This window comes from Bradyrhizobium sp. USDA 4474 (assembly GCF_054057515.1).
Genome location: NZ_JBSRZJ010000002.1, coordinates 1,424,754 through 1,442,201 on the forward strand (window position 1 = coordinate 1,424,754; position 17,448 = coordinate 1,442,201).

The 17,448-nt window shown below is 62.1% G+C and carries 15 protein-coding genes and 1 pseudogene; 3 read left to right on the forward strand and 13 right to left on the reverse strand.

Annotated features, from left to right (window positions below):
* Positions 1 to 7 precede the first annotated feature (7 nt).
* From aroE to ACVW16_RS08550, 5 genes are read right to left on the reverse strand one after another with little or no spacing between them, the layout of a single operon-like run.
* Positions 8 to 835 (reverse strand): shikimate dehydrogenase, encoded by an 828-nt coding sequence (gene aroE / locus ACVW16_RS08530; RefSeq protein ID WP_456735895.1) that lies wholly within the window; start codon positions 833 to 835, stop codon positions 8 to 10.
* A gap of 3 nt (positions 836 to 838) precedes the next feature.
* Complete coding sequence (locus ACVW16_RS08535) at positions 839 to 2,065, reverse strand: CaiB/BaiF CoA transferase family protein (RefSeq protein ID WP_456704871.1); 1,227 nt, start codon at positions 2,063 to 2,065, stop codon at positions 839 to 841.
* On the reverse strand, positions 2,062 to 2,532 hold the full coding sequence (locus ACVW16_RS08540; protein WP_456704872.1) for a MaoC family dehydratase: 471 nt from the start codon (positions 2,530 to 2,532) through the stop codon (positions 2,062 to 2,064). Before ACVW16_RS08540 ends, ACVW16_RS08535 begins: the two co-directional genes overlap by 4 nt.
* Positions 2,533 to 2,544: 12 nt before the next feature.
* Positions 2,545 to 2,931 carry a VOC family protein gene (locus ACVW16_RS08545; protein ID WP_456735896.1) on the reverse strand — a complete coding sequence of 129 codons (387 nt, stop codon included), beginning with the start codon at positions 2,929 to 2,931 and terminating at the stop codon, positions 2,545 to 2,547.
* A gap of 4 nt (positions 2,932 to 2,935) precedes the next feature.
* The gene (locus ACVW16_RS08550; protein WP_456738777.1) at positions 2,936 to 3,880 is read right to left on the reverse strand and encodes a ketopantoate reductase family protein; all 945 of its coding nucleotides are present in this window, start codon (positions 3,878 to 3,880) and stop codon (positions 2,936 to 2,938) included.
* A gap of 102 nt (positions 3,881 to 3,982) precedes the next feature.
* On the opposite strand from ACVW16_RS08550, the gene ACVW16_RS08555 reads away from it, so the two are divergent.
* Complete coding sequence (locus ACVW16_RS08555) at positions 3,983 to 4,963, forward strand: LysR family transcriptional regulator (RefSeq protein WP_456704875.1); 981 nt, start codon at positions 3,983 to 3,985, stop codon at positions 4,961 to 4,963.
* A gap of 91 nt (positions 4,964 to 5,054) precedes the next feature.
* Here the strand turns inward: ACVW16_RS08555 and ACVW16_RS08560 are convergent, their stop codons facing one another.
* The 8 genes and pseudogenes from ACVW16_RS08560 to urtA form a co-directional block, all read right to left on the reverse strand.
* On the reverse strand, positions 5,055 to 6,095 hold the full coding sequence (locus ACVW16_RS08560; protein WP_456704876.1) for an aliphatic amidase: 1,041 nt from the start codon (positions 6,093 to 6,095) through the stop codon (positions 5,055 to 5,057).
* Positions 6,096 to 6,147: 52 nt separating this feature from the next.
* Positions 6,148 to 6,498, reverse strand: coding sequence for an FmdB family zinc ribbon protein (locus tag ACVW16_RS08565; RefSeq protein WP_456735897.1), 351 nt, complete (start codon positions 6,496 to 6,498; stop codon positions 6,148 to 6,150).
* Between the two features lie 67 nt (positions 6,499 to 6,565).
* Positions 6,566 to 7,796 (reverse strand): annotated as a pseudogene (gene fmdA, locus ACVW16_RS08570) (formamidase).
* A 26-nt stretch (positions 7,797 to 7,822) separates the two neighbouring features.
* The gene (urtE, locus tag ACVW16_RS08575) at positions 7,823 to 8,512 is read right to left on the reverse strand and encodes an urea ABC transporter ATP-binding subunit UrtE (protein ID WP_456704878.1); all 690 of its coding nucleotides are present in this window, start codon (positions 8,510 to 8,512) and stop codon (positions 7,823 to 7,825) included.
* 12 nt (positions 8,513 to 8,524) lie between these two features.
* Entirely contained in the window at positions 8,525 to 9,280 is a 756-nt protein-coding gene (gene urtD / locus ACVW16_RS08580; protein WP_456735899.1) for an urea ABC transporter ATP-binding protein UrtD, read from the reverse strand.
* 10 nt (positions 9,281 to 9,290) lie between these two features.
* Positions 9,291 to 10,430, reverse strand: coding sequence for an urea ABC transporter permease subunit UrtC (urtC, locus tag ACVW16_RS08585; RefSeq protein WP_456704880.1), 1,140 nt, complete (start codon positions 10,428 to 10,430; stop codon positions 9,291 to 9,293).
* A gap of 23 nt (positions 10,431 to 10,453) precedes the next feature.
* Positions 10,454 to 11,380, reverse strand: a complete 927-nt coding sequence (gene urtB, locus ACVW16_RS08590; RefSeq protein WP_092239710.1) for an urea ABC transporter permease subunit UrtB — start codon at positions 11,378 to 11,380, stop codon at positions 10,454 to 10,456.
* 120 nt (positions 11,381 to 11,500) lie between these two features.
* Positions 11,501 to 12,760 carry an urea ABC transporter substrate-binding protein gene (urtA, locus tag ACVW16_RS08595; RefSeq protein ID WP_456704881.1) on the reverse strand — a complete coding sequence of 420 codons (1,260 nt, stop codon included), beginning with the start codon at positions 12,758 to 12,760 and terminating at the stop codon, positions 11,501 to 11,503.
* A gap of 174 nt (positions 12,761 to 12,934) precedes the next feature.
* Here urtA and ACVW16_RS08600 point away from each other — a divergent pair, with 174 nt between their 5' ends.
* Both ACVW16_RS08600 and ACVW16_RS08605 read left to right on the forward strand, forming a co-directional pair.
* Positions 12,935 to 16,303, forward strand: coding sequence for a hybrid sensor histidine kinase/response regulator (locus tag ACVW16_RS08600; RefSeq protein WP_456802339.1), 3,369 nt, complete (start codon positions 12,935 to 12,937; stop codon positions 16,301 to 16,303).
* The gene (locus ACVW16_RS08605) at positions 16,293 to 17,231 is read left to right on the forward strand and encodes a response regulator (protein ID WP_456735902.1); all 939 of its coding nucleotides are present in this window, start codon (positions 16,293 to 16,295) and stop codon (positions 17,229 to 17,231) included. The genes ACVW16_RS08600 and ACVW16_RS08605 overlap by 11 nt, the downstream gene beginning before the upstream one ends.
* The last annotated feature ends 217 nt before the right edge of the window (positions 17,232 to 17,448 follow it).

Here is a 17,448-nt window from a genome sequence, read left to right on the forward strand (position 1 = left end):
TCGCTCGTCAGCTCAAAGGGACAGTCAACTCGGCGATGACCTGAGCCGTGCCGGGTCGAACCCCCCGCCACCAGGCAAAAGCTTCCGCCGCCTGCTCCACCAACATTCCGACGCCATCGGCCAGCTTGGCTACGCCTTCGACATGGGCCGCTTGCAGAAAGGAAGTCAATCCCTTGCCATAGGCAAGCTCGTAGGCCAGCTCCGCACCGCGGAAGACATTGCCCGGCAGTGGCGGCATCTCACCGCGCAGGCTGGCCGACGTCGCGTTGACCACGACGTCATACCCCTTGGTAAGATCGGCCAGTTCAGCATAACCGCTGACGATCAGGGGACCATAACCGGCAAACTCTTCGGCCAAAGCCACAGCCTTTGATAAGGTACGATTGACGAGCACCAACTCGGACGGCTCCTGGCGCAGGAACGGCAGCAGCGCGCCACGCGCCGCGCCGCCGGCACCGAGAATCAGGACGCGGCGTCCGGCCATTCTTACGCCGAGATTGACCGTGATGTCACGCACCAGGCCGACACCGTCGAAATTCTCGCCAATGATCCGATCGCCGACGAACTTCAGGCAGTTTACGGCGCCAGCTCGGTCGGCGCTCTCGGATAGCTCGTTTGCGTAGGCGAAGGCATCGAGCTTGAACGGAGCGGTGATGTTCAGCCCCTTGGCCCCCTCTGCCCGGAATTGATCAACCCGCTCGCTGAAGCCGTTGAGGGGCCCCTCGATCGCCTCATAGACAAGGTCCTGTCCCGTCATTCTGGCGAAAGTGCCATGGATGAGAGGTGATTTGCTGAAGCCGATCGGATTGCCGATCACCGCATAACGGTCGCTCATCGCTCACTCCTGCACTGCGACTTCGTTGAAGAGGACGCCGTCGCGCACCATCGCCTCGATGGTTTCGGCCGCCACTCCCAGCGAGGCGGCAATGCGGCGATTGTCCTGGCCGAGCAGCGGCGCTGGGGTCCGCACGGTGGTGTCGCAATCGGAGAAGCGGAAGGGCAGGTTCGGCAGCGTCACCTTGCCGAGCACAGGATGCTCCTGCTCGACCAGCATGCCACGCGCGTGGATCTGCGGATCCTTCACCACCTCTTCGATGGTCTGCACGGGAGCCGACGGCACACCTGCTTCCTCAAGTGCCGCAAGACAGGCGTCCCGGGAGGGCTGCGACAGCGTCCAGTTGCGCACAATCTCCATCGCTTCAGCGTAGTGGGCGTTGCGCGCGGCAGGGGTGGTGAAGCGTTGGTCGGAGGCCAGATTGTCTCCCCCGATCAGGCTCGCCAATCGTCTCCACGCATCATCGACTTGCGCGGCGACGACGAGATTGCCGTCCTTTGCCGGAAAGACGCCATAGACGGTCGAGTCCGGCTGTCCGCTTCCGGTCTGCTTCGGCAGATCCGTCCCGCCAGAGAAGAAGTAACGCTGCACCGCATAATCGTGCATCGAGACCATGCAGTCGTATAGCGCGAGATCGATGTGCTGGCCGCGCCCGGACGACGCGCGGCCGACCAGCGCGGCATTGACGGCGGCCACACCGTGAATGCCGGTGTACATGTCCGCCAACGGCATGCGAAGCAGCGGGGGCGCTTCGCCGGGGGTGCCGAGTTGTGCCAAGGCACCCGACATCGCCTCTGCGATCAGGCCGAAGCCCGGACGATCGGCATAGGGACCGGTGTGGCCATAAGCCGAGACCGAGCAGTAGATCAGTCTGGGATTGCGCGCCGACAACGCCTTGTAACCGAGCCCGAGGCGCTCGAGTGCGCCGGGGCGGTAGTTCTCGATGAAGACGTCGGCCGTGTCGACGAGCTTCATCATCATGTCGAGACCGCGCGAATCGCGCAGATCGATGCACAATCCCTGCTTCCCCATGTTCTGCTGCAGGAAGTAGCCGGATTGTCCGTCCTTGAAATACCCGTGAGCGCGGCCCGCATCGCCTTCCTTCGGACGCTCCACCTTGATGACCTCAGCGCCCATCGCAGCGAGGCAACGGCCCATGAACGGACCTGCCAGGAAATGGCTGTAGTCGATGACGCGAATGCCTTTGAGCGGCAGATCTTGCGCGGTCATGCCTGTGCTCCTGCGGCTTCGGTCTTCGGGCGCATCGGAATCATCAACCTGTGTTCGCCAAGTTGCACCACTTCGCCGCGCTGATTGATCAGCTCCGATGGCAGCACCACGATGCCCCACCCTTCCCGCTTTGTTGCGCGCATCGAGCCGACGCGGAACTTCACGTGCACGGTGTCGCCGAGCTTGATCGGCAGCTTGAAATCCCAGGTCCAACCCAATGACATTCCCGGGAGGAAGCGATAGTCGGCGCGGGTCTTCAAACCATCGGCGAGCGACAGACCAAACAGCCCGTGCGCGACGCGCGTGCCGAATGGCGTGGTCTTGGCGTACTCCTCGTCGACATGAACAGGCGTGAAATCACCCGTCAGTTCGGCATAGGCATTCACCATCGCTTCGGTCACCGTCACTGCGGGGGTGACGCATTCGTCACCGACCTTGGCATCGTCCCAGTAGCGTTCGTCGGTCATATCGCTTCTTCCTCATGCCCGTGGATTGATCGCCAGCGCCGCTTCCACCGCGCCCGCACTGGCTTGCAAGATTTCGACGTTCAGCCCGCCCGGCAGTTCGAGCCAGTTCGGTCCGGCGGGCAGTGCTTTGGCACCCCACGCGGCGGCGCGGGCGAGCACACCTTCGTAATCGTCGACCATGATGCCGAGATGGGCGAGACGCCCCTCCGGTCCGACGAAGTGCGGATCCTCGATCAGTTGCACGCTTCCGAGCACCCAGACCTGACGCGGGCGCGCACCATCAGCCGGTTGCTCATCGCGAATAGCGAGACCAAGGACCTCACGAAAGAAGTCGACGTGACGATCAACGTCAGGCACCCGGATCGCGACGTGTTCGACGTAGGCGCGGGGCAACGACATCGTCTCAGGCCTTTCCCGGATAGTCGCTGCGGGCGTATTCGAGCCCTTTGACCAATGCGACGAGGGTAGAATTGACGGGGGTCGGTACGTTGAGCTTGGCACCCCAACGCACGACCGAGCCGTGAATGTAATCGATCTCGGTCAGGTTGCCGGACTGCAAGCTCTGCAACATCGACGTCTTGAACTCGGGCGGAAGTCCGGCAGACGCCATCGTCCAGGCCTGCCGCGGATCCGCAATCGAGATCTTCACGCCGGCCGCCTGCGCCACCGCGATACCCTCCGAGATTGCGGCCAGTGCGCAATCTTCCAGGATCGGCAACGAATAGAGGCCGCCATAGGTCAGCCCGGTAACGGCGGTGATTCCTCCTCCGGCGACGTTGATGAACAACTTGTCCCACATCGTGCCCAAGATGTTGTCGCTGAGCAGCGTGAGAATGCCGGCACGATTGAACGTTTCGGAGATTCGTCGTGCGCGTTCCGTCAAACGACCATCGAGCTCGCCGATGATGGTTTCCTTGCCGATCACGCCCGAGCGAACATGACCAGGGCCGAGCAACACGCCGCCAACATAGGTCTTGCCTGCCATGACACGGTCGGGACCGACTTCCTCCGACAGAATGTCCTCGTGACCAAGCCCGTTTTGAAGCGACATCACGACAGTCTGCGGCCCAATGATCGGCGCAGCTGCGCGAATGGCATCTCGCGTGTGGTAGGATTTGACGAGTACGATGACGAGGTCCGCCTCGACCCCCACCTGGGTCGCGGAGGTGCACGCAGTAACCTTCACGACGGTCTCGATGCCAGCTTCGAGCAACCTGAGGCCACCGGCATTGATCGCGTCGATATGCGCCTGGAACGGATCGATGAGCCAGACCTCGGCCCCGCCACGTGCCAGCGTGCCGCCGATGGTGGAGCCCAAGGCCCCCGCTCCGATAAAGCAGATCCTCATCTGAACGCTTCTCCCGCGCCTTGCCTGGCGTTGGAAGCGAGGTAGCAGGCTGACCTATATTTGGATATACTATGATCCTTATAATCGTTATTGTGATTTGCAATGAAGCTTCAGGATCACGCCGAGACCAATCTGCTGGACCCGCGCCTGCTCAGGCTGTTCGACGCATTGTTCACCACGGGCAGCGTCACCAAGGCAGCCGAGAAGCTCGGTCAAAGTCAGCCGACCATTTCGATCTGGCTGGCGCGCTTGCGAAAGGAATTGGACGATCCGCTCTTCATCCGGTCGGCGGAGGGGATGCTGCCGACGCCGCGCGCCGAGGCTCTCATCGGCACGGCCAGACAGGCGCTGGAAATGCTGCGTCGCCTGGCGGAGCTTCGCATCGACTTTGATCCGGCGATCGCAAAGCGCCGTTTTACCATCTGCATGACGGATGGAAGCCACGTCACGCTGCTTCCGGCCATCCTCGCTCACGTTCGCAGCGTCGCGCCGGGCATCCGCATCGAGGCGGCACAGATCGGCGCGGACACCCCACGGATGCTACAATCCGGCGAAGCCGATCTGGCGCTCGGCTACATCTCGGATCTCGACGCGGGACACTTCCAGCAGGCACTCTTTCCGCAGGATTGGGTCTGTCTGGCGAATGCGAGACATGCCCGGATCCGGGACCGCATCACCGCAAAGGACTTCAGGCGCGAGGCGCACGTCCTCATACACTCCGGCACTGGACATCAGTTGCTGGCGGACGCACTAAAGGAGCAGCGGATGGTCCTTGACGTTGTGCTCGAGCTCCCCGGTTTTTTGGGGCTTCCCACAATCGTCGGGACGACTGATCTGATCGCCACCCTTCCAAGGCACATCGGTGAAACGTTGGCTCATTATTACGGACTGCGCGTGTTCGACTGCCCACTGCCGATCGCCGGGTTTACGGTGAAGCAATATTGGCACGCCCGCTTCCATCACGACCCGGCAAGCCAATGGCTGCGTGGCGTGTGCGGGGAGCTTTTCCAGCAGCAGGACGTGCGGGGTCTGCATCGTTCAGGTCGGCCGAAGAAACGAAAGCCACGCGATTTGCAGCCGTAGTGGAGCGCTTGATGAGGGCGGAAGCTAAGCAGCCAAATGCTGCTGCTACCGCCGTCGCATCAGATCAACCGGCAACTTGCCGCGCAATGAACTAGTAGTTCGTGGCGTTCTTCTCGTTGGGAATGCCTTCGATCGGGCATTCAGCGGTTCCTACGGTCGGGCGGGTCATTGCCTCGACCATATCCCGGGTGCCTTCGGGGTCGGCGATCCACTTCGAATAGAAGTCATAAGGACAGGCTGCGAGGCCCTTCGCGCTTTCGCCCGAATTGATCGTTCCGGTGTAGCCACGATGCAGCAGCTTGAAGAGATGGTTCTGCGACTGGTTGTTGCGGCGGGCATCGCGGATAAGGCTCTTCGACAGGCCGGCGTACTGGATGCCATACTCCTCCTCGCCGGTCTCACCAAGCGTCCGGCCATCGAAGCCGACGATCGCCGAGTGACCGAAATAGGAGTAGACGCCATCGAAGCCCGCGGCGTTGGCCACCGCGACATAAACATTGTTGGCCCAGGCCATCGCCTTCGAGATCATCACCTGCTGCTCCTTGGCCGGATACATATAGCCTTGGCAACGCACGATCAGCTCTGCGCCCTTCATCGCGCAGTCGCGCCAGATCTCCGGATAATTGCCGTCGTCGCAGATGATCAGACTGATCTTCAGCCCCTTTGGGCCTTCCGAGACATAAGTGCATTTGCCCGGATACCAGCCCTCGATCGGCACCCACGGCATGATCTTGCGATACTTCTGCACGATCTCGCCGTTGTCGTTCATCAGGATCAGCGTGTTGTAGGGCGCCTTGTGCGGATGCTCCTCATGGCGCTCGCCGGTCAAGGAGAACACGCCCCATACCTTCGCCTTGCGGCAAGCTTCGGCAAAGATCGCAGTCTCTTCGCCCGGCACCTGCGAGGCGGTCTCGTACATCTCCTTGGCGTCGTACATGATGCCGTGGGTCGAGTATTCCGGAAAGATCACGAGATCCATGCCGGGCAGACCGAGCTTCATGCCCACGACCATGTCGGCAATCTTGCGGGCGTTGTCGAGCACCTCGGCCTTGGTATGCAGCCGCGGCATTTTGTAGTTGACGACGGCAACGCCGACCACGTCATTGCTGGAAGAAATGTCACCATGAAGCATTTGAAAACGCCCTTCGGTTCTGGTTCGAGCTTCTGATCCGTTGCGGTCCGCGTCAGTGGCTGATCATCCAGGGCCGCGCGGTCGGGAAGCCGACAGCGCCGCTCTTGCTCTTCGTCACGAGCCGTCCCGGTTTCTTCTTGCTGCCGGTCCCGCAGCAGCCGCAGCCCGGACCATGGGCGGCCTTGTACTGGTCGAGCGTCTTCGGCGCGTGCTTGCTGCGCTCATTGGTGGCGTGCGCCTTGCGCTTGTCACCGGGCATGCAGAAGAACGCCGGCGCGGTGAGGATCACGCGCGGCGATTCCATCTCGCAGCGCGGACAATCCTGCGGCGCGTCGCATTCGGCCATCGGACGCATATCGGTGAACGGGCCGCAATCATTGCAGAGATATTCATAGACGGGCATCGTCGCTCTCTTCGCTGTAGCACGTCGGACGCGGGACGCATCGCCCCGCATCCGTTTCGCATGGGGGCTACTTGTCAGGTGAGATCGGCATCTGCACATCGCCCGTGATGTGCTTCACCGGCCCGGCGGAGGACGGCATCACGTCGAAGTCGAATATCTCGGTCGGCAGCCATAGCGTGGCGCAGGCGTTGGGCACGTCGACCACGCCCGAGATGTGACCCTGGCACGGCGCCGTGCCGAGGATCGAATAGGCCTGCGCGCCGGAGTAGCCGAATTTCTTCAGATACTCGATCGCGTTCAGGCAAGCCTGGCGATAAGCGATGTGAACGTCGAGGTAATGCTGCTTGCCAGCCTCGTCGACCGAGATGCCTTCGAAGATCAGATAGTCCTTGTAGTTCGGCGTGATCGGCGACGGCTTGAACACGGGATTCCTGATGCCGTATTTCGCGACGCCGTCCTTGATGATGTCGACCTTGATGTGCAGCCATCCGGCCATCTCGATCGCGCCGCAGAAGGTGATCTCGCCGTCGCCCTGGCTGAAATGCAGATCGCCCATCGAGAGGCCGCCGCCGGGAACGTAGACCGGGAAGTAGATCTTCGAGCCGCGCGACAAATCCTTGATGTCGCAATTGCCGCCATGCTCACGCGGCGGCACGGTACGGGCGCCCTCGAGACCGATCTTGGCCTTGACGTCACCCTTGGCCTGGCCGGCATGCGCGGTCGGCGCGAACGGCGGGTTGGCAAGGCCCCGGCACACGGGTCGGGTTGGTCGCGATCAGTTCGGCTTCTCGCGCGTTCCAGGCCGCGAGCATCTTGGCGTCGGGCAGACAGCCAATCAGGCCAGGATGGATCAGACCGGCGAAATTCACGCCGGGCACATGACGTGACGAGGTGTAGAGACCCTTGATGTCCCAGATCGACTTCTGCGCCAACGGGAAGTGATCGGTCAGGAAGCCCCCACCATTCTGTTTGGAGAAGAAGCCGTTGAAGCCCCACAGGCTCTCCTTCAGCGGACCAACGTCGAGCAGATCGACGACGAGAAGGTCGCCGGGCTCAGCCCCCTTGACGCCGATCGGACCGGACAGGAAGTGCACGATCGACAGGTCGATATCGCGAACGTCGTCGGCCGAGTCGTTGTTCTTGATGAAGCCGCCGGTCCAGTCGACGGTTTCGATGATGAAATCGTCGCCCGGGCTGACCCACTCGACGATCGGAACCTCCGGATGCCAGCGGTTGTGGATCTTGTCGTTTTCATAGGCCGATTTGGTGAGATCGACCTTGATCAGTGTCTCTGGCATCGAGATGTTCCCCTTGGTTCTACTGGTCAGACAGACAGGAATTTCGAGATCTGCGCGGCATCGACGCCGTCGCGCGGATCGTCACGCACAATCTCGCCGTTCTCGATCACGAGCACGCGGTCGGCGATGTCCAATGCGAAGCTCAGGACCTGCTCGGAGACGACGATCGACAGGCCCCGCTCATCGCGGATGCGCTTCAACGTGCGCGCCATCTCCTTGATGATCGACGGCTGGATGCCTTCGGTCGGCTCGTCCAGCAGCAACACTTTCGGCTTGGTGGCGAGCGCGCGGGCGATCGCCAGTTGCTGTTGTTGGCCGCCGGAGAGATTGCCGCCGCGGCGGCCCTTCATCTCCAGGAGCACGGGAAACAGCTCGTAGATATCTTCCGGCACTTCCGAGCCGCCGGAGACGACGAGGCCGGTCTCGATGTTTTCCTTCACCGTCATGGTGGAGAAGATCATGCGGCCCTGCGGCACATAGGCGAGACCCTTGGCGACCCGGTCGTAGCTCGGCAGCGATCCGAGCTCGGCGCCGTCCATGGTCACCGAGCCGCTCTTGGTCGGCACGATCCCCATCAGCGACTTCATCAGAGTGGTCTTGCCCATGCCGTTGCGGCCCATGATCGCGACGATCTCGTTAGGCGCGACCGAGACGTTGAGGCCGTGCAGCACCTCGCTCTGGCCGTAGGCGACGTGAAGATCATTGATTGCCAGCATTGATGTCGCTCCTTAATGGCCGAGGTAAACTTCGATCACTTTCGGATCGTTCTTCACCTTCTCCATGGTGCCCTCGGAGAGAATCTGACCCTGGTGCAGCACCGTAACCTTGTGAGCGATGTCCTCGACGAATTTCATGTCGTGCTCGATGACGAGCACCGAGCGATCCTTGATGAGGCGGTTGAGCAGTTCGGCGGTCTTGGCCCGCTCGGAGACGCTCATGCCGGCGACAGGCTCGTCGAGCATCAGCAGGTCCGGATCCTGGATCAGCAGCATGCCGATCTCGAGCCACTGCTTCTGGCCGTGGCTGAGCAGCGCCGCGCTCATGTTGAGCCGGTCCTTCAGGAAGATCATCTCCGCGACTTCATGGACGCGATCGCGGACGGCGGCATCGCGGGTGAAGGTCAGCGCGCCGAAGACGGTGCGGCCGCGCGGATAGGAGATCTCCAGATTCTCGAACACCGTGAGATCGTCATAGATCGACGGCGTCTGGAACTTGCGGCCCACGCCGGCCTTGACGATCTGGTTCTCCTTCAGCTTGGTCAGGTCCTTGCCGCGAAACTCGATCGAGCCCGACGTTGCTTTGGTCTTGCCGCAGATCAGGTCGAGCACGGTGGTCTTGCCGGCGCCGTTTGGACCGATGATGACCCGGATCTCGTTTTCCTCGACATAGAAGGAGAGATCGTTGACCGCCTTGAAGCCGTCGAAGGAGACGGTCAGGCCGGAGACCGCGAGCAGGAATTCCTTGGGCTGATGACCGACGAGCATAAGATCCTCCTCACTCTGCGGGTGCGCCGTCGGCGACCGAATTCTCGGTCCAGCCGGCCTTCGGCTTGCGCACACCGACCAGTCTGCTGATCCGCGGCTGGACGTAATCTCCCCAGATGCCCGCGAGACCGTTCGGGAATGCGAGCACCACTGCGATGAACAGGCCACCGAGGCCGAACAGCCAGAGCTCGGGGAACGACTCGGAAAGGCTGGTCTTGGCGAAGTTCACCAAGATCGTTCCGTAGACCGCGCCCAGGATCGAGAGGCGGCCGCCGACCGCGGTGTAGATCACCATCTCGATCGAGGGCACGATGCCGACAAAGGACGGCGACATGAACCCGACATTGAGCGCGAACATCGCGCCTCCGATCGCGGCGAAGATCGCGGCGATGCAGAAGGCAAAAATCTTGAAGTTGGCGACGCTGTAGCCCGAGAACCTGACACGGTCTTCCTGATCGCGCATCGCCACCAGGATGCGGCCGAGCTTGGAGTGGCGGACGAACTGCGCGATGAAGATGCAGGCGAACAGCAGGCCAACTTCGAAGAAATAGAGTACGATCTTGGCGTGGTCGGGACGGATGTCCCAGCCTTTCAGCGTGCGCAGATCGGTCATGCCGTTGATGCCGCCGGTGTAGCCCTGCTGCCCTACGATCAGGATGGTCAGGATCGCCGCGACCGCCTGCGTGATGATCGCGAAATAGGTGCCGCCGACGCGGCGCTTGAACATCGCAGCACCGATGACGAGGGCGAAGATGCCCGGCACCAGGATCACGGCGGCGATGGTGAAGGTCAGACTGTGGAAGGGCTTCCAGAAGAACGGCAGCGCGGTGATCTGGTTCCAGTCCATGAAATCGGGAATGCCCGGCGTCGACTGGATCTTGGTGTTCTCGACACTCGACGCCTCGAGCTTGAGAAACATCGCCATGCAGTAGCCACCGAGACCGAAGAATACGCCCTGGCCCAGACTGAGAATGCCGCCATAGCCCCAGCAGATCACGAGCCCGAGCGCGACGAAGGCATAGGTCAGGTATTTGGCGACCAAGTTGAGACGGAAGACGTCGAGGCAGAGCGGCAGGATCACGACAAGAAAGACGCCGAGCACCAGGATGCCGATCAGCTCCGAACGCGAGGTAAAGCGACTGTCGTTCATGGGTTCAGCCCCCTGCACTTTCGTTATTTGCGGACCTTGAGGGCGAACAGACCCTGCGGCCTCAGCATCAGAATTCCGACCACTGCGAGCAGCGTCAGCACCTTCGCCATCGAACCCGACATGAAAAACTCGAGCGTCGACTGGGTCTGCGAGATCGAGAAGGCCGAGGCGATGGTGCCAAGCAGGCTGGCGGCGCCGCCGAACACGACGACGAGGAAGGTGTCGACGATGTAGAGCTGGCCTGACGTCGGGCCGGTCGAGCCGATCATGGTGAAGGCGCTGCCGGCGACGCCGGCGATGCCGCAACCGAGTGCGAAGGTGTAGCGGTCGACCTTGGCGGTGTTGATACCGACGGCCCCGGCCATAATGCGGTTCTGCACGACGGCACGCACCTGGCGCCCCCAGCGCGACATGAACATGACATAGGCGACGCCGATCGTAATAAGCACCGTCAGGCCCATCACGAAAACGCCGTTGATCGGCACCTCGATGGAGTCCGTGACTCGCAGCGAGCCCAGCATCCACTGCGGCAGCTCGACACCGACCTCGCGCGCGCCGAAGATCGAGCGATAGGCCTGCTGCAACATCAGACTGAGGCCCCAGGTCGCGAGCAACGTGTCGAGCGGACGCTTGTAGAGATGCCTGATCAGCACCCATTCGACCAGCATCCCGAGCGCGCCGGAGGCGAAGAAGGCCAATATCATGGCGAGAAAGAAGTAGCCGCTGAACAGGCCGGGCAAATAGGTCTGGAAGAGATTCGACGTCATCCAGGTGACGTAGGCGCCGAGGATCATGAACTCGCCATGGGCCATGTTGATGACGCCCATCTGGCCAAAGATGATCGCAAGCCCCAGCGCCATCAGCACGTAGACGGAAAACAGGATCAGGCCGGCAAAGCCCTGCATGACGAAGATCGAGCCGAGGTCGCCAATCGAGTAGTCGCCGAACATCTGATTTCTCCATCGAGGGACAAGGTCCCGCGTCGCGAGCAAATTCGCGACGCGGGGTCGTGAGACGCGGATTGACGGTCCGCGTCAGGGAGCTGTTGCTCGGGGGAAAAATCGCCGGGCTTATTGGTAGCCCTTCGGGAACGGATCGGGCTCGACCAGATCGGCGGTCTCGTAGATCAGCTCGAACTGACCATCGAGCTTGGCGCGGCCCACGCGGGTCTTGGACCAGAGATGATGATTCTCATGGATGCGTACGTAGCCTTCCGGCGCGCCCTTGAACTCGACGCCGGGCGATGCCGCCGCGATTTTGTCGATGTCGAACGAGCCGGCCTTCTCGACCGTCAACTTCCATAACCACGGGCCGAGATAGGCAGCCTGGGTGACGTCTCCGATCACCGTCTTCTCGCCCCACATCTTCTTGAACGCCGGGACGAACGCCTTGTTGTTGGGATTGTCGAGCGACTGGAAATACTTCATGCAGGCGTAGGCGCCTGCGATGTTCTCGCCGCCGATGCCGTCGATCTCGTCCTCGGTCACCGAGATCGTGAGCAGCGCCTGCTTGGACAAATCGATGCCGGCCGCCTTGAGTTGCTTGTAGAAGGCGACGTTGGAGCCGCCGACCACGTCCGTGAAGATGACGTCGGGTTTGGTCAGCTTGATCTTGTTGATCACCGAATTGAACTGGGTGTTGCCGAGCGGGTAATATTCCTCGCCGACGACCTTGCCCTTCAGCACGTTCTCGACGTGCTTGCGCGCAATCTTGTTCGAGGTGCGCGGCCAGATATAGTCCGAGCCGATGAAGAAGAACGATTTGGCGCCCTTCTCCTTGGCGATCCAGTTCAGGCCGGCGAGAATCTGCTGGGTGGCTTCCTGCCCGGTGTAGATCACGTTCTTCGACTGCTCGAGACCCTCATAGAAGGTCGGGTAATAGAGCATGCCGTTATACTGCTCCATGACCGGCAGCACCGCCTTGCGCGAGGCCGAGGTCCAGCAGCCCATGATCGCTGCGACCTTGTCGTTGACCAGCAGCTTCTTGGCTTTCTCCGCAAACGTGGGCCAGTCGCTGGCGCCATCTTCCTGGATGAACTTGATCTTGCGGCCGAGCACGCCACCGGCAGCGTTGATCTGCTCGATCGCGAGCTTCTCGGCTTCGATCGAGCCGGTCTCCGATATCGCCATCGTGCCGGTGGCCGAGTGCAAGATGCCGACCGTCACCTCGCTATCGGTGACTGCGAGGCCCGTGGTGTTGACCGCGGAAGTTGCAGGCGCCTGCGCATAGGACGATCGCGGAAGCATGGTTATCGCGGGAACCGCCGCCATTCCCATCAGCAGCTTGCGGCGGAATGCCGACTGCAGGCCCTTATTTGTTTCGTCTGACATGAGCACCCCATTGGTTTGACAACGCGCTTATTGGTGAGGCGAGGATTGCTCAAAATTGTGCAACGCACAGATACGTGGGATTGCGTATACTGCACCGCAAAATAGCGACGTAGGTTTTTGGTACGGACTTTGCTGACGATCAACGCCGGCAACCGGGTCAGGAGTTTTGCGCAAGTGGCAGGGCGGCAGCGGATTGACCGCGTCAGGCGACAATACAATCAATGGGTCGCCAACCAGACGCTGGAAGACTATGCGCTGCGCTTTACCGCCAAAAGCGCACGGCGCTGGTCCGCCGCCCGCGTCGCCAACACCGCCCTCGGCGCAATCTCGTTCCTGGCGCTGGAAGCGATCGGCGGCACCATCACGCTGAACTACGGCGCCAGCAACGCGACAGCAGCAATTCTGGTCGTCAGCGTCATCATCTTCCTGTGCGGCCTGCCGATTGCCTATTATGCCGCAAAATGCGGCATCGACATCGATCTGCTGACCCGTGGCGCCGGCTTCGGCTATATCGGCTCGACAATCACCTCGCTGATCTACGCCTCCTTCACCTTCATCTTCTTCGCCTTCGAGGCCGTGATCCTGGCCGCCGCGCTCGAGATGTGCTTCGGCATTCCCCGCCCGCTCGGCTATCTCATCGGCGCCATCGTCATCATCCCGCTGGTGATCTACGGCATCACGCTGATCAGCCGATTCCAGCTGTGGACGCAACCGCTGTGGGTGATCCTGCATCTGCTCCCGTTCGCGGCGATCGCCTGGGCCAATCCGCATTCCTTCGCGGAGTGGCGGGGATTTGCGGGCGACCACGGCGATCCCAACGGCCATGTTGATCTGCTGCTGTTCGGCACTGCCGCCTCGGTGGTGTTCTCGCTGGTCGCGCAGATCGGCGAACAGGTCGACTTCCTGCGCTTCCTGCCGCGCGACCGCCGCACGTCGAAGACGTCATGGTGGATTGCGCTACTCTGCGCCGGTCCAGGCTGGATCATGTTCGGAGCGCTGAAACTCCTGCTCGGCTCGTTCCTCGCCTACTTCGCTCTGAGCCATGGCGTCGGCCTCGAACAGGCGGCCGAGCCGGCCAACATGTATCTCGAAGCGTTTCGCTATGTGCTGTCGCAACCCGAACTCGCACTGGCGCTGACCGGCACGTTCGTGATCCTGTCGCAAGTCAAGATCAACGTCACCAACGCCTATGCCGGCTCGATCGCCTGGTCGAACTTCTTCTCGCGCCTGACCCATAGCCATCCCGGCCGCGTGGTCTGGCTGGTCTTCAACGTCATCGTGGCGCTGCTGCTGATGGAGATCGGTGTTTACAAGGCGCTTGAGCAGACGCTCGCACTGTATTCCAACGTCGCGATCGCCTGGGTCGGTGCGCTGGTCGCCGATCTCGTCATCAACAAGCCACTCGGTTTGCGCCCGGCGCAGATCGAGTTCAAGCGCGCGCATCTCTACGACATCAATCCGGTCGGCGTAGGCGCCATGACGATCGCGACCATCGTCTCGATCTCGGCGTTCTACGGATTGTTTGGTCCGAGCGCGAAGGCTCTGTCGGCCTTCGTGGCGCTCGTCGCCGCCTTCGTTTCAGCGCCCCTGATCGCATGGGCAACCGACGGCAAATACTACATCGCTCGCAAGCCGAAGCGGAGCTGGCAGAACGTCGAGGCGATCCGGTGCTGCATCTGCGAGCATTCGTTCGAGCCGGAGGACATGGCGTCCTGCCCCGCCTACGCCGGGCCGATCTGCTCGCTGTGCTGCTCGCTCGACGCCCGCTGCCATGATCTCTGCAAGCCGCACGCACGGGCCGGTGCGCAGATATCGGGGGCGCTCGGCAAGTTGCTGCCCGAAACGATATATGCGCGGATCAACTCGCAGTTCGGCCAATACATCGGCGTGTTCGCCGTCTCGGCCGGCCTGGTCGGGCTGACGCTGGGGCTGATTTACCTGCAGACCTCGGCCACCCTACACGCCGACGCATTGCTGGCTGATGTGCTGTGGAAGGTGTTCTTCGCACTGATTATCATCATCGGCGTGGTCGTCTGGCTGTTCGTGCTGGCGCAGCAGAGCAGGCGCGCCGCTGAGGAAGAGACACGGCGGCAGACCGCGTTGCTGATCCAGGAGATCGACGCGCACAAGCGTACCGATGCCGAATTGCAGCGTGCCAAGGAGGTCGCAGAATCCGCCAACCTCGCCAAGAGCCGCTATGTGGTCGGCCTCAGCCACGAGCTACGCTCGCCGCTGAATGCGATCTCCGGCTACGCGCAACTCCTCGAGCAGGACAACAGCTTGCAGGCGCGGCCTCGCGACCAGGTCCGCGTGGTCCGTCGCAGCGCCGATCATCTCTCGGGCCTGATCGACGGAATCCTGGACATCTCCAAGATCGAAGCGGGACGGCTCTATCTCTCGCGCGACGAGGTGCGCCTCAACGACTTCCTCGATCAGCTCGTCGGCATGTTCCGCCTTCAGGCCGCCGCCAAGGGCATCGACTTCGTGTTCAAGCGGCCGGCGGTGCTGCCGGTTGTGGTCTATGCGGATGAAAAGAGGCTGCGGCAGATCCTGATTAACCTGCTGTCCAACGCGATCAAATTCACGCAAACAGGCAGCGTGAAGTTCGTCGTGCATTATCGCAGCCCGGTTGCGGAGTTCGAGGTCGTCGATACCGGACCCGGCATCCAGCCGGACGATCTGGAACGCATTTTCGCACCTTTCGAACGCGGCGCGCTCGGCGTGGCGCAGCCGCAAACCGGCACCGGCCTCGGATTGACCATCAGCCGCCTGCTCGCAGGTGTGATGGGCGGCGACATCAAGGTGACGAGCACGGTCGGCGCCGGCGCGACCTTCCGCGTCAAACTCCTGCTTTCCGAAGTGACGAACCCCCGGCGCGACGCCCCGGTGGAGGCCCCGATCCACGGCTATCTCGGCCCGCGCAAGACCATCCTGATCACCGACGACGATCCGACCCATCGCGATCTCCTGCGCGAGGTGCTGGCGCCGCTCGGCTTCATCCTGCTCAGCGCGCCCGATGGGGCCGGCTGCCTCGCGTTGGCGCAACACTGCCGGCCCGATCTGTTCCTGCTCGACATCTCCATGGCCGGCATGGACGGCTGGACCGTGGCGGAAACCCTGCGCGCCAAGGGTCATCACAGCGCGCGCATCCTGATGGTGTCGGCGAGCGCGCTGGAAGCGCACGGTGCGCCGCTGGCGCAGCCGTTCCATGACGGCTATCTGATGAAGCCGATCGACATCCCGCGGCTGCTGGAGACCATCGGCCAATTGCTCAAGCTCGAATGGCAGTACGAGGCCGACCGGGCACCGGTGCCGCTGTGGAAGCCGGAGAGCGGCTCGTGGCCGCCGGAGAAATATGTCGAGGAACTGATCGGACTTGGTCGGCTCGGCTTCGTCAGGGCGATCCAGCTCAAGCTCGACGAGATCGGCACGGAGCTGCCGGAACACGCCGATTTCGTCACCCATATGCGCGCGTTGGTCGATCGCTTCGATCTCGACCAGTACATGGCGACGCTGAAAACCTTGCACGGCTATGATCACTGATCCCAAGATCGCAGATCCCAAGAAGCGCGACGTCGCCCTGGTCGTCGACGATTCGCCCGAGACCTTGCGGCTCCTGACCGATGCGCTCGACAGCGCCGGCATGACGGTCATGGTCGCGCTCGACGGCTCTTCTGCGATGCGGATCGTCGACCAGATCACGCCCGACATCGTGCTGCTCGATGCGGTGATGCCCGGCATGGACGGTTTCGAGACCTGCCAGCGGTTGAAGCGCGGTGCCGGCCTGGACGGCGTGCCGATCATCTTCATGACGGGGCTGGCCGAGACCGAGCATATCGTGCGCGGACTTGAAGCCGGCGGCGTCGACTACGTGACGAAACCGATCGTGATCGAGGAAATGCTGGCGCGGATCCGCGTCCACCTTGCCAACGCGCGGATGACGCAGAGCGCGCGCGCCGCCCTGGACGTTTCCGGGCGCTATCTGCTCGCGGTAAACAGCACGGGCAAGCTGCTGTGGGCGACACCGCAGGCGCAGAAGCTGCTGTCAGACAGGCTCGCCGACACCGGAGGCTTCACCCTGCCCGAACCGATGCCGCAATGGCTCGATCAGGTGCAGAAGGGCAAAGCGGCGGCGAAAACCGCGACCATGGCTGCGTTCCCCGGCAATGAGCAACTGCGGCTGCAATTCATGGGCAAGCTCGGTCCCAACGAATTCCTGCTGCGGCTGGCCAAGGACACCAGCGGCGACATGCCCGCCGAATTCGCCAGCGAGCTCGGCCTCACCACGCGGGAGGGCGAGGTGCTGTCCTGGCTCTCCAAGGGCAAAACCAACCGCGACATCGCGCAGATTTTGGGATTGAGCCCCCGCACCGTCGACAAGCATCTCGAGCAGATCTATTCCAAGCTCGGCGTCGAAAACCGCACCGCGGCGGCCGCGATCGCAACCCGTGCAAACCGGCGCAGTCAGTAAAGCGCATCCTTTAGCGAAGCATCGCTCCCCATCGGCAAGACTGCCGTAGTCCGAAAGCCGCCGATCCAGGGCGAAACGAATCGCCGATTTTGCGCCGCATCATTGGCAGTGTCACGGAACGCTCAATTTTTGAGCGTGCAACCCCGGCAAACCTCGGGCTTAATCGGGCGAACGTCGAATCGTGCTCACGAATGGTGGGTGAGAAAACGAAGACATC